At 68.6% G+C, this 12,962-nt stretch carries 6 protein-coding genes; 1 reads left to right on the forward strand and 5 read right to left on the reverse strand.

All coding sequences use genetic code 11. The features are described from left to right. Window positions 1-257 precede the first annotated feature (257 nt). Complete coding sequence (locus AWW66_RS18370; RefSeq protein ID WP_083978606.1) at window positions 258-932, forward strand: hypothetical protein; 675 nt, start codon at window positions 258-260, stop codon at window positions 930-932. A gap of 276 nt (window positions 933-1,208) precedes the next feature. Here AWW66_RS18370 and AWW66_RS18375 read toward each other — a convergent pair whose 3' ends face one another. The 5 genes from AWW66_RS18375 to AWW66_RS18395 form a co-directional block, all read right to left on the reverse strand. Further along, on the reverse strand, window positions 1,209-1,940 hold the full coding sequence (locus AWW66_RS18375; protein ID WP_211271989.1) for a thioesterase II family protein: 732 nt from the start codon (window positions 1,938-1,940) through the stop codon (window positions 1,209-1,211). Between the two features lie 108 nt (window positions 1,941-2,048). Beyond that, window positions 2,049-2,780 carry an ABC transporter permease gene (locus AWW66_RS18380; RefSeq protein ID WP_067367772.1) on the reverse strand — a complete coding sequence of 244 codons (732 nt, stop codon included), beginning with the start codon at window positions 2,778-2,780 and terminating at the stop codon, window positions 2,049-2,051. Further along, window positions 2,767-3,660, reverse strand: a complete 894-nt coding sequence (locus AWW66_RS18385; protein WP_169807131.1) for an ABC transporter ATP-binding protein — start codon at window positions 3,658-3,660, stop codon at window positions 2,767-2,769. Before AWW66_RS18385 ends, AWW66_RS18380 begins: the two co-directional genes overlap by 14 nt. Window positions 3,661-3,746: 86 nt before the next feature. After that, window positions 3,747-9,668: a type I polyketide synthase gene (locus AWW66_RS18390; protein ID WP_067367776.1), complete on the reverse strand. Its 5,922-nt coding sequence runs from the start codon at window positions 9,666-9,668 to the stop codon at window positions 3,747-3,749. A gap of 2 nt (window positions 9,669-9,670) precedes the next feature. After that, window positions 9,671-12,943 carry a non-ribosomal peptide synthetase gene (locus AWW66_RS18395; protein ID WP_083978608.1) on the reverse strand — a complete coding sequence of 1,091 codons (3,273 nt, stop codon included), beginning with the start codon at window positions 12,941-12,943 and terminating at the stop codon, window positions 9,671-9,673. Window positions 12,944-12,962: the final 19 nt, after the last annotated feature.

The raw sequence follows: 12,962 nt of genomic DNA on the forward strand, positions 1-12,962 counted from the left end.
CCGTGCACATCGCCGCGATCAACGAGTGGCTGTGACCGACTTCGACACAGGCCCTAGCGCCATGTCGCCGGCCGGACGCCGCCGCCGGTGGCACCTTCGGAAGGACACATCGCACCGATTCCGGTCCCGTGCCGCAGGCTCACCGCCCCCGGATGACGTCGAATGCCACCAGGAATCCACCATGGTAAATTCCAGCAGCAGCGGGCGCGCATCGTCCGGGATGCGGAAGCGGACACGGGAAGACTCCTGGAGGACCGATGGGTTTCAGCTTCGCTCGGGCCGCGGCGGCCGTCGCGCTCGTCGCCGGGGTGGTCCTGACGCCGGCCACCGCCGCCAGCGCCCACCCCGAGGCCGACAGGATCAACCTGTACCCGCCGGTCCAGGGCTCCTCCACCTGGGACCGGTTCGGGCTCTCCGCCCCCGCCTCGCACCACATCGTCTTCGGCAACTGGGGTTACCCGAACGACTGGTCGGTGGACATCTACCGTAACCCGGGCGCCACCGTGGTCTCCCCCTTCGGCAGCAGGACCACCTCCGGACACCCGGTCACGGTCACCGTGGTGACCGTGCGGCCCGGCTGCGCCACCGGCAACCTCGCCGACGGCGGCTACCGCATCGGCCTGGAGGCCCGCGACAACACCACGGGTCAGATCCTGGCCAGGGCCGACGTCATGCACGTGACCAACAAGCCCGGCGGCATCGTGGTCGGCGCGACCGTCGGCCCCTGGACCAAGCTCGGCGAGACCGGCAGGTTCCGCTACTCAAGCTGCTACCAGGTCAACGGCGACAGCGGAGCCCACATCCACCTCGAAGTGATCAACCAGCACCGGTACTCCTGCTACGTCCGCCGGGCCGCCAACACCGCCCTCACCGACCAGACGGTGATCGGCGTGGCCGGCACGCATCACGGCGCCCAGCGGCAGGCGTGCTGACGGTCGCCTCGACGGCCGGACGCGCTGCCGGCCGGCGGAAGTCCGACCGGGCCCCGAGCCAGGATCACCCCCGACGTCGTCCCCACCCCCGGCCGGTCTGCCGGCGAGGCTCCCGACGCGGGACGACAGCCGATCCACCCGACCGCTGCACGGGCGGCGCTGGAGCAGGCGGTCCCGGTCGACCGCTCCGCGTCCGGCCTCGTGGTCACGGCAGGTCGGACCGCTGGCCTGTGGGCGACCGGCCGGCACTGGGCACGGCCGGGCGCCCGGCCCACGTCACCTGGCCGAAGCCGCCTTCCGCTGCCACATCAGCTGGATCTTCGACTCCATGAACGCGGCGATCTCCGGCCGCCGCTCCTCGATGAAGAAGTGCCCGCCGTCGAACTCGGTGGTCTCCACGGGGCGCTCGGTGTACCGCTGCCACTGGTCGGTGACGACCCGGTCGGCACGGCCCTTCATCACCACGATCGGGCACCGCAACTGTTCGACAGCCACGTCCTGGTAGCTGCCCAGCAACCTCAGGTCGCCCCCGATGATCGGCGCGAAGTAGTTCATGAAGTCCGCGTCGGCCAGGTTCTCCTCGGTGAGCCCACCGTAGTCGCGCAGCACCTTCTTGATGCCCTCCGGGGTGTCCAGATCGGACACCCGCTGGAACCCCCGGTCGCAGGGCGCGGCCGAGCCGGAGGTGAAGAACATCAGCGGGGGGTTGTCCAGGCGCTGCTGGCAGAGCTTGGCGACCTCGTAGCCGACGATGCTGCCCATGCTGTGTCCCCAGATGGCGAACGTCCCACGGAAGGAGTCCACCAGCTCGGTGAAGATGTCCCGGGCGAGCAGCGGCAACGACGCCGGCATCGGGGTGTTGGTCCGCTGTTCCCGCAGCGGGTACTGGACCACCCGGACGTCGATGCCGTCGCTGAACGCGAACTTCCACTTGCTGTAGTACAACGTTCCCGAACCCGCGTGCGGGAAGCACACGAGCGGGAGCTTCTCCACGATGCTCACTGGCACCCTTTCCAGTCCTGCTGTCGAGCCGTCGACCAGATCACCCGGGTCGCCACGGGACAACGACACGGCCACGTCCACAGCACCGCGTGGCCGCGTCGCCGACCGACACGGTCATGCCCTTTCCAGGAACCTCGCGGCACCGAAGAAGCCGACCACCGTCCACGCGCCGAGCATGATGTAGCTGATCGGCTCCGCTTCGAACGTCGTGTGCGCCAACGACGCTCGCATCACTTCCGCCATGTGGTAGATCGGCAACACCTCGTGGACGGCCTGGACCCAGCCGGGCAGCCGTTCGATCGGGAAGTTGATCGGCGAGAACATCAGCGAGATGAACGCGATCAGCTGCGACAGGGCCATGGCGAGCTCGGCCGGCATGACGAACGAGTAGCCGTACCCGATGGCGAAGCAGGACAGCACCATGAGCACGAAGGCCGGGACGATCGTCCACGAGATCGCGTAGCCGGGCTCGAAGATCAGGTGCGCGACGAAGACCGAGATGGCGATGGCCGGAACGGTGACCAGGGCCCAGATGCCGACATCGGCGATCAGGAACAGCTTGCGGCCGACCGGCAGCGCCTTGACGAAGTCGAGGTAGCCGGTCATCTTCGCGCCCGCGTTCTGCATCGGCACGGTGACCAGTGCCGTCATGATCAGCACGATCGTCGGCGCGCCGGTCGCCAGGTACAGCATGTCGCCGCCCTCCGGCGACCGCATCAGGTACGAGAAGCCGATCGCCACGCCGAGGGCGATCACGATCATGATGATCGAGAAGACGACCAGGTAGCTGCCCTGCTTCCGGGCCTGGAGCTCGATCACGTACTTGAGTTTGCTACCGGTTGACACCTGCGACCGCTCCCTTGTTGCCGACGAGTTCGATGTACATGTCTTCGAGGGTGATCTCCGTGAGGGAGTACTCCGCCAGCAGGCCGCCGTCGCGCTGCTCAGCGGCCCACTTGAGGGCCTCGGCGGCGAGTTCGCGCTCGAATGCGAGGGTCAGTTTGGCGTCCGCGACCTTCAGGCTCTCGCCCCAGGCGGGCTTGACGAACCGGTCCTCGGGCGCCGTGGCGACGGCTTCCAGCTTCATCCGGTTGCCGGCCGTCTCGCTCTTGATCTGGTGGACGTCGCCCTGCGTGATCACCTTGCCCTCGTTGAGGATGACCATGGTGTCGACGGCGCTCTCGGCCTCCCGGATGCTGTGCGTCACCACCACGACGGCCGTGCCGTCCTTGGTCAGGTCGCGGATCGCGCTCCACAGGAAGCGCCGCCGGACCGGGTCGACGTCGTTCGTCGGCTCGTCGAGGATCACCACCCGACCGGGCGCGACGGCGGCCATGCAGAACCCGGTGAGGCGCAGGACCCCGCCGGAGAGCTTGTTGCCCTGCACGTCCGCCCACTGCATGATGTCGAGCCGCTCGAACAGCTCGGTCGTGCGCCGGTCCACCTCGTCGGCGCTGATCCCGCGCATCTGACCCATGACGCGGGTGACCGCACGGGGCGTCAGCTCACCGAGCGGGGTCTTGGACTGGGGCTGCACCGAGCACAGGTAGCGCCCCAGGTTCCGGTTCTTCGTGATGTCCTTGCCGTCGATGACGATCGAGCCCGAGTCGGGCTTCAACAACCCGAGCAGCTGGTTCACGATCGTCGTCTTGCCCGCGCCGTTGTGGCCGAACAGGCCGAACACCTCACCCGCGTCGACGCGCAGGCTCACGTCGTCGTTGGCCACCGTCCGACGACCCCGTGACTTATACGTTTTCGTGACGTGGTCCAGTTCGATTACAGCCATTATCATCCTCCCTCGTAATCACACATCTAGCCGGCGGAAACGCGGCTAGTCAGGTACTCGACCTCGTCATCCAGAATGCGGATCAGCTCGTGTGGGTCCTCGACCCACTTGCTCAGGAGGAGCAGATCCAGGCGTCCGTTGCCGACCTTCGAGACACAGTAGCAGTCCGCATAGTCCAGTTTGGCCTGATCGTCGGTCAATTGTGCGAGCGTCATGTCCCAAATTGCGTCGTATTCGTCCTCGACATTTCCGACAAAGTTCAGCAAGCACGTCGGCCGGAGTGTTTTGCCCATCACGGACAGTACTTTCCGGTGCTTCACGATCGACCGGACGTTCTGCACCAGGTTCAGGAAGCTGACGTTGTTCTTGTTCATCATGCGGACCTTGTCGGTGATGATCCCGTCGAGGTCACGCATCGTGTCGCGCTCCGCGGGCACCAGCACGGGGAGGCTGCCGAGGACCATGCCCATCACCTCGGAGTAGTCCTTGTCCTCGAACACGCGCGACTGCAGGAGCGTGATCAGCGCCACCTTGTCGATGCCGAGCAGACGGCTGACGACGCGGGCATAGAGGTGCACGACCAGGTAGAACAGGTCCGGCTCGGTGCCATCGGCGTTCCGCAGCCGGTCCAGCTCGACCGAGTAGCGGACGTCCCGGATCGGGCTGTTGGCGAACCGGGCGGACCTCTCCTGGATGGTCTTGGCGTACCGGACGTACTCCACCAGGTCGAACTTCTCGATCAACTCGTCCGAGGTGATGTCGACCGGCCCCTTGGCGATCTGGTCCTGCAGGTGCCGGTAGCTCTTGGCGATCGGCATCGCCCGACCCGTGCCGGCCATCAGCTCCTCGTAGCGCTTGAGGAGGTCGCCCCGGAACAACTGGCCGGACGCCGCGTCGAAGATCGAGTGGTCGAACTGGAAGAGCAGGTCGTGCGAGCGGTCGTTGTACGTGATCAGGACGACCTGGTACATCGGCTTGTCGACGACCTTGAAGTCCATGCTCCACTCGCGCTTGACCAACTCCGCCCGCAGCTCCTCCTGCTCGTGCGGCTCCAGGCCGGACATGTCCAGGCGCGGCAGCGCGATGACCTCCGGGGCCTCGAACTCCTTCCACCGGAACCGCCCGAACGACCGGGTCAGGAAGCTGCGCATGAGCCCGTGCCGCCCGATCACGTCGCACAGCGCCTGCTGGAGCACGTCCAGGTCGACCAGCTCACGGAGCTGGATCAGGTAGAGCTGGAGGCGCGACTCGGTGGCGAAGTGCTGCTTCTGCATCGCGCTGATCGGGTACGTCCACTTCACCGGCTGGGCGCCGATGGACCTGCGCAGTTCCTCCTGCCGGCGGTCGATCTCGTCGAAGACCGCGGCGTAGCCGCCCGGGTAGGACGGGAGCCCCGCGCTCGCCCTGAGCGCCTCGAAGTCCAGGCCCATGCCGATGTCGTCCGGGCCACCCGCGACCACGTAGTGCGGCACGAACTCGGTCGGTACCCGGAGCTCGGTGAACTCCCGGACCACCCTCTTCTTCAGCGCCTCGTCCAGCCCCGCCACGGCGAGCACGACGAGCGTGTCCTCGTCCCGCCCCGACTTGACCTCACGGAAGACACACGGCGCGCCGAGGCGTTGCTCCAGCAGCACGGCGAGGCTGTCGAAGGACATGTCCTCCGATCCGCCGCGCGTGACCGTCCGCTCGATGAAGGCGGCGAGCCCGGCGATCGTCGGGTGGTTGTAGACCTCCTTGGCGAGGACCTTGTAACCGTTGCGGTCCAGGGCGTTGGTGAACTGCACCAGCTTCACCGAGTCGAGGCCGATGTCGAAGATGTCCGCGCGGCCGTCGATCTCGCTGAAGCCGAGCAGCGTCCGGACCTCACGCTCGATCACCGCCGCGATCGCCTGCCGCTCGTCGGCACGGCCGGACTCCACCTCGACGTCGACCAGCTTGGCCGCCGCCTGCGCCCGGAGGAGGTCCACGCCGTGGTACGCCGTGCGGATACCGGCGTCGCGCATCCGGGGCAACAGGTCCAGGACCGAACGATCGGCCTCCCGCAGGTCGGCGAACGAGTAGAGCCGGGTGATGCCCGCTTCGGCGGCGGCGCGCTCGTTGTCGGCGAACCAGGTGGTGACGTGCCGGTCCCACCCGTCCCGGTCCAGCCCCGGTCGGGACAGGACGTAGCACGGAATCCGCTGCTCCCGGCCCACCTCGGTCAGCAGGCCGAGGAGTCGACGCTGGTCGGGACCGTCGGTGGCGCCGTCCCGGCTGGGCGTGTCCCAGAGCACGACCTCGTCGACCGCGGGCAGGGCACGCAACCCGCCCGACAGCGTGCCGGCCAGCTCCTCCCACGTGGAACCGGTGACCACGGGAAGCACGGTGATCCGCTCGTCCACCACGCCGACCCGGGTCCCCCCGGGGTCCGAGCCGAGGTCGAACGGCAGGATCTCGACGGTCCGGGCGGGGTTCGCCCCCGCCAGGTCGCGCACCACGTTCTCGACGTCACGGCGACGCGCAAGGAGCGCCGTCCTGGTCGCCCGCCCGGCCGCCGCGACGGCGCCGTCCAGCGGGACCAACCGGGGCACGAGTCGCCGACCCCGCTCGTAGCTGACCGCGACGTCGTCGGGCCGGTGCGCCTCCAGCTCCGTTTGCAGGTGTTCGCGCCACGCCGCCCGTCCGGCACGGTCGTCGAGGGAGGCGTCGCAGCGCAGAGCCCGGACCCGGAACGTCGGGTGCTCGTGGTTGAGGCCGATGAGTAGTGGTACGACGTCACCGTGAGCGCCCAGGAGGTCACCGGTGTCCAGCACCACGACGTCCTTCACGCACCGCTCCCGCATGTCGGGGATGGCCGCGCAGAGTCCGCGCAGGGTGGTCACCAGCGACGGGTGGTCGGTGCGGTCCACCACGACCGTGTCACCGGCCAGGGCGTGCCGTTCGAGGTCGTCGAGCAGCCGCCTGAGGTCGTCGTCGTGGCCGGGGCGGACCACCGCACCGGAGAGCCGGTCGAACCGGTACTGCGGACCGAACGACACGTACAGCGTCCGCCAGTGCGCGACCCCGTCCAGCACGCGCTTGAGCCCACGACGGTCGTCGGTCAGGGCGATCAGGACCTTGGGCTGCTCCTTCCCGGTCGAGGACGGGCGCATCGACGGTGCCCACGCCAGCCGCGACGCGGGCACCGGCCCGGTCGTGGCTTCGGTGCCGGTGACGGCCTGCCGGGTGGGCTGGACGGTCGCGGCGCGCGGGCCGGCGTCGGTCTGGCCCTCCACGAGCCGCTGGAACTGTTCGATGTCGACCGGGTACTCGACCTTCTCGAACGGGTACAGCGGCAGCGTCACCTTGCGCGGGTGACGACCCTTGTGGAACGCCTTCCAGTCCAGCGAGACACCGTTCTCCCAGAGCTTCTTGACCGCACGGGCCAGGTGCTCCTCGTCGCTGACCTCCTCCATCCGGTGACGCAGCATGTTCACCGTGGTGACCTCGGCGTCGCGGCCGATGGCGCGCACGAACGACGACAGCGACTTGCCCGGTCCGACCTCGACGAACAGGGTGCCACCGCGCTCCAGGATCGCCTCGACGCCGGCGGCGAACCGGACCGTCTCGCGGGCGTGCGAGCAGTAGTACTCGCGGTCGGTGGCCTGTGCCGCCGTGATCCACGTACCGGTCACGTTCGACAGGTACGGGATCTTCGGCTGGTGCAGGGTCACCTGGTCCAGCACCTCGCGGAACCGGCCGAGCATGGAATCCATGTACTGCGAGTGGTAGGCGTGGTCGGCCTCGATGTGCGAGAACTTGATCTCCCGCTCGGCGCACTGCCGCTCGACCTCGGCGACGGCGCGCGGGGTACCGGAGACGGTGCAGTCCTCGGGGCCGTTCACCGCGGCGATGGCCGACTCGTCGGTCAGCATGCCCCGGACGACGTCCTCCGGCGCCCGCACGGAGGTCAACGCGCCCTCGACCGTGGTGTCCATCAGGCTGCCCCGGGCCTGGACGAGGCGGATGCCGTCCGCCAGCGAGAACACACCGGCGACATAGGCCGCCGCCAGCTCGCCGGTGCTGTGCCCGATCATCCCCTTCGGCTTGAGACCCCACCCGATGAGCGTCCGGGCCATCGACGTCTCCAGCATGAACAGCAGGATCTGGGTGGTCCCGATGTTGTTCAGCTGTCTCTCCGCCTCGGCGGAGTCGCCGAAGAAGACCTCGCGGGGCACCTCGTGGCCCTGGGCCGCGCTGATCGTGAAGCACTCGTCCAGGTGCGCCCGGAAGTCGGGTTCCGTCTCGTAGAGGCCGCGGGCCATGCGCAGGTGCTGCGCGCCGAGACCGCTGAAGAGGAAGTAGGCGTCGCGCCGGGCGTTCTTGTGGACCTGCGCGGAGGGCTCGTCGGCGTCCAGGGACTCCTGGAGCCGCTCCCGCAACTGCGCGACGTCACCGAACTCCACCGCGTACCGGTGCGCGAGGCGGCGCTGCCGGTTCTGGAGGGTCCAGGCCAGGTCCGAGCCGTCGAGGTCCGGGTGCGCGGCCAGGTAGTCGACGAAGTTCCGCTTGATCCGCCCGACAGCGTCCGCGGACGACGCCGAGACGACGAACGTGTTGTACGTCCGGCCCGTGGACGAGGCCGGCCTCGCCTCGGGCGCCTCCTCCAGCACCACGTGGGCGTTGGTGCCGCCGATGCCGAACGAGCTGACGCCGGCGCGCAGCGGCAGCACCTCGTCGGTCTTCGACCGTTTCGGCCGCAGTTCCTGCTGCTCCGCGACGACGTAGAACGGGCTGCCGTCGAGGTCGACGTTCGGATTCAGCTCCTTAAAGTGCAGGCTGCGCGGCACGGTCCGGTGTTGCAGGATCTTGCACACCTTGATCAGGGAGGCGACGCCGGCACCCGTGTCGAGGTGGCCGATGCTCGCCTTGAGCGAGCCGAGCCCGGTCGCGCCCGGCTCACCCGTGCCGAACGCCTTGCGCAGCGCCTCGACCTCGATCGGGTCGCCGAGCGAGGTGCCGGTGCCGTGTGTCTCGACGTAGGACACCTCGGCGGTGGGGACGTTGGCGACGCGGTAGGCCTTGCGGATGACCTCGGCCTGTCCCTCGATGCTCGGCGCGGTGTAGCCGACCTTGCGGTTACCGTCGTTGTTGACCGCCGAGCCCTTGATCACCGCGTAGACGTGGTCGCCGTCGCGGAGCGCGGTCTCCAGGCGTTTGAGCACCACGACGCCGACGCCGTTGCCCTCGACGGTGCCGGCCGCGTCCTTGTCGAACGGCCGGCAGTGACCGTCCGGCGAGTGGATCATGTTCTCCTGGTAGCGGTACCCGTTCTTGTGCGGCAGCGTCAGTCCACTCCCGCCCGCGAGCGCGATCTGGCACGACCCGGTCCACAGGTTACGGCACGCCATGTCGATGGCGACCAACGAGGTCGAGCACGCCGTGTGCAGGGTGAACGCGGGGCCCTTCAGGTCCAGGGCGTACGCGATCCGGGTGGCGGCGAAGTCCTTGTCGTTGAGCTGCATGCCGGTGAACGTCATCCCGGATTCCAGGATGTGCCGGGTCAGGGTGTGCGTCTCCCAGGGGAGGTTGTTCGTCGCACCGAGGAACAGGCCGATGACCTCGGGCCGGCCCTCCGCCGAGTAGCCCGCGTCCTCCAGGGCGTGGAAAACCTCCTCGTGCAGGGCGCGGACCTGAGGGTCCAGCAGGGTGGCGTCGGCCGGGGCGTAGTTGAAGAACTCCGCGTCGAAGTACTCGATGTTCGGGAAGACACCCTTGGCCCGGACGTACCTCTCGTCGTCGAGCGCCGCCTTGGCCACACCCACCCCGAGCAGTTCGTCGTCGGTGAAGCGGGAGATGGCGTCGACGCCCTCGACCAGGTTGGCCCAGAACTGGTCGATGTCCTCGGCCTGCGGGAACCGGCCGGCCATGCCGACGACGGCGATCTCCAGTCCGGTCTCGCGGCGCTTGGTGGCCCTGCTCTCCGGCATGGTCAGAGCTCCTTCTCAAGATCGGCGGCGAGTTCCTCGGCGATTTCGTCCGCGATCTCGCGCAGCAGGGCGGTGGCGGAGAAGGCGTGCTCCTCCTCCTGCTCGGCGAAGGCGTCGTCGGCGGCGGCTTCGGCGTCGTCGGCGTCGGTGGTCGGGTCGTCGCCGCTGTCGGCGACGGCGAGGAAGGCGGCGAGGGAGGCGATGGAGGTGTGCTGGAAGAGCTGCACCAGCGGCACGTTCCGGTCCAACACCTTGCGCAGCCGGTTGTTGATGGTCAACAGGTTGAGCGAGTTGATCCCGAGGTCGAAGAAGTTGCGGTTGACGTCGATCGTCTCGGCGGGGACGAGGTCGGCGATGATGTCGAAGAGGATCCGCGTCATGTCGGACACCGGTCCGAGATGCGGCGCCTCGGGGCGGGCCTCGGGCTCGGGGCGGATCTCGGCCAGCCGGGTCCGGTCGACCTTGCCGCTCTTGTTCAACGGGATCCGGTCGAGCTGCACCAGCCCGGCGGGGATCATGTACGGGGCGGCCTGCTGCGCCATCTGCTGCCGCACCACCTCGGGCGCGATCTGCCTACCGGCGACGTAGTAGCCGCGCAGGCTCTTCTCCCCGTCCACCTCGACGCAGATCACGGCCGCGTCCTCGACGTGCTCGACGGACCGGAGCAGGCTCTCGACCTCGCCCAACTCGACCCGGAAGCCGCTGATCTTGACCTGGTCGTCGGCCCGGCCGAGATAGTCGAGCGACCCGTCGGGCAGCTCGCGGACGAGGTCACCCGTGCGGTAGAGGCGTCGGCTGGAGAGCGCCGGCACCGTGACGAAGGCGGCGAGGTCGAGGTCCGGCCGGTTGTGGTACCCGGTCGACACGCCGTCACCCCCCACGCACAGCTCGCCGACCGCGCCGGGTGGCAGCGGGTTGAGGCCCCGGTCCAGGACGTGGGCCGACGAGTGCGCCAGCGGGCGGCCGATCGGAATGCGCTCGCGGAGCAGGTCCTCGTCCCGGATCTGGTACGTCGTGGAGAACGTCGTGTTCTCGGTGGGACCGTAGCCGTTGGTGATCCGCAGGCTCGGGCAGGCGCTGCGGACCTTCGCGAGGTGCTGGACCGACAACGCGCTGCCGCCCACGACGAGGTGTCCGAGCCGGTCGAAGATCGCCGGGTCGTAGTCGCAGAGCTGGTTGAACAGCGGCGCGGTGAGCCACATGCCGGTCACGTCGTTGCGCTTGATCGCCTCGCGCATCAGGTCACCGTCGAGCACGTCCAGCTCGTCGGCGAGCACGAGGGTCGCGCCGAACAGCATGGTTCCCCAGATCTCGAACGTGCTGGCGTCGAAGGCGGGCGAACCGGTGAACATCAGGACCTGGCGGTCGTCGAAGTCGAAGAACTCCTGGTCCGCGAAGAGGCGCAGGATGTTGCGGTGCGTGATCTTGCAACCCTTGGGGTTGCCGGTGGAGCCCGACGTGTACATGAGGTACGCCGTGGCACCGTTCAGGTTGCGCTGCCGGGGAAACGGCGGCACGTCCCCGGCCGGCGGGTCGACGAGCAGCACCCGGGCCGCCGCCGGCGCGCGGTCGGCGAACTCCGCCACGGTGCACAGGTCGCGCACGCCTGCGTCGGCGACGACGTACTCCACCCGGGGCTTGGCGTCCTTGGTGTCGATCGGGACGTAGAAGTTCCCGTTCTTCAACAGCCCGAGGATCGCCACGACCAACTCCGGACGGCGGTCCGCGAGCACGCCGACCGCCACGCCCGGAACCACGCCACGGCTCTTGAGCTCCCAGGCCACGGCATCGGACCAGCGGTCCACCTCCGCGTAGCTGAACTCCCTGCCCCGCCACACCAGCGCGGTCTTCTCCGGGTGGGTCGCGACGACGTCGGCGAAGACGTCCACCACGGAGGAGTCCAGCATGGTGGAGTGCGCCTGCTGCGGCGTCGCGACGTCCGCCGCCCGGCTGTCCCACAGGGCGATGTCGGCCACGCGTACCCGCGGGTTGCGCACCGCCGAGGTGAGGACGTTGCACAGGGAGCGCTCCAGGGCCTGGATCAACCCCGGCGCGTAGTGGTTCTCGTTGTAGGCGAACGTGATCGCGAAGTCACGGCCGGGGTTGACCACGATGTGCAGGTCGTAGCTCGTCCGCTCGAAGACCTCGACGCCGTCGAACGTGAGCCCGTCACCGCTGTCGTCGGCGAAGTCGCGCAACTGCTCGGACAACGGGTAGTTCTCGAAGGCCACGACGTGGTTGAGCAGCTTGTTCTTCAGCGGGGTGAGGCCCTGGATCTCGTGCAGCGCGTAGTGCTCGAAGGAACTCGCCCGCAGGTAGGACTGCTGCACCTCCCGGCACAGCCCGGTGAAGTGCTGGTCCTGCGTGGTCGTCACCCGGACCGGCTGCGTGTTGCAGAACAACCCCACCGCGTCGCCGATGCCGGCCAACTCGGTGCCGCGCCCGGAGACGACGCTGCCGAAGACGACGTCGTCGGCGTAGGTGAACTTCTGCAGCACGACGCCCCAGGCGGCCTGGAAGACGGCGCTCTGGGTGACACCGGCCTTCTGCGCGAACCCCTTCAGCTCCTCGTACAGCTCGGCCGGGAGGGTGAACCGGTGGGTCGCGCCACGGTAGCCGCCGGGACGGGGGGTCGCGGGTAGCACGGCCTCGTTCTCGTAGCCCTCCAACGCCTCCGCCCAGTACCGCCGGGCGTCCTCGTCGTGCTGCCGCTCGTACCAGGCGACGTAGTCGCGGTAGGGCAGCGCCTCGGGCCGCGCCTGGAACGAGCCGGACCGGGTCAGCTCCTCGTAGTAGCCCATCAGCGTCCCGAACAGCGGGCCGAGCGACCAGCCGTCGAGGATGATGTGGTGGAACGTGAACACGAGACGCCAGCGGCGGTCGGCCAGCCGGATCAGGGTCGCCCGCAGCAGGACGTCCCCGCTGAGGTCGAAGCCCTTCGCGCGGTCGGCGACCTTGAACTCCTCGACGTCCCGGTCACGGTCGGGCCGGTCCCGGTAGTCGCGGACGTCGAGCTGCGGCGCCCACTCCTTCAACACGATCTGGTACGGCTGGTCCGTGTTGCGGTACGAGAAGATCGTGCGCAGGACGCTGTAGGTGCGGGACACCCCCGCGAGCGCCGTACGCATGTGCTCGACGTCGACCTCGCCGCTGATCACGAAGTCGAACTGCTCCACGTAGGCGTCCGAGCCGGTGTCCACGGCGTGGCTGAAGAGCATGCCCTTCTGCATCGCGGCCAGACCGGAGATGGACTCAATGTTGTCTTTGTCAACCATGAACCAGGCTCTCTACTTA

The organism is Micromonospora rosaria, from assembly GCF_001567585.1.
Taxonomy (GTDB): Bacteria; Actinomycetota; Actinomycetes; order Mycobacteriales; family Micromonosporaceae; genus Micromonospora; species Micromonospora rosaria.

Excerpts from the sequence above, each read along its gene's own strand:
- AWW66_RS18370 (WP_083978606.1), top strand. The coding sequence starts at position 258 with ATGGGTTTCAGCTTCGCTCGGGCCGCGGCGGCCGTCGCGCTCGTCGCC.
- AWW66_RS18390 (WP_067367776.1), bottom strand. The coding sequence starts at position 9,668 with ATGCCGGAGAGCAGGGCCACCAAGCGCCGCGAGACCGGACTGGAGATC.
- AWW66_RS18395 (WP_083978608.1), bottom strand. The coding sequence starts at position 12,943 with ATGGTTGACAAAGACAACATTGAGTCCATCTCCGGTCTGGCCGCGATG.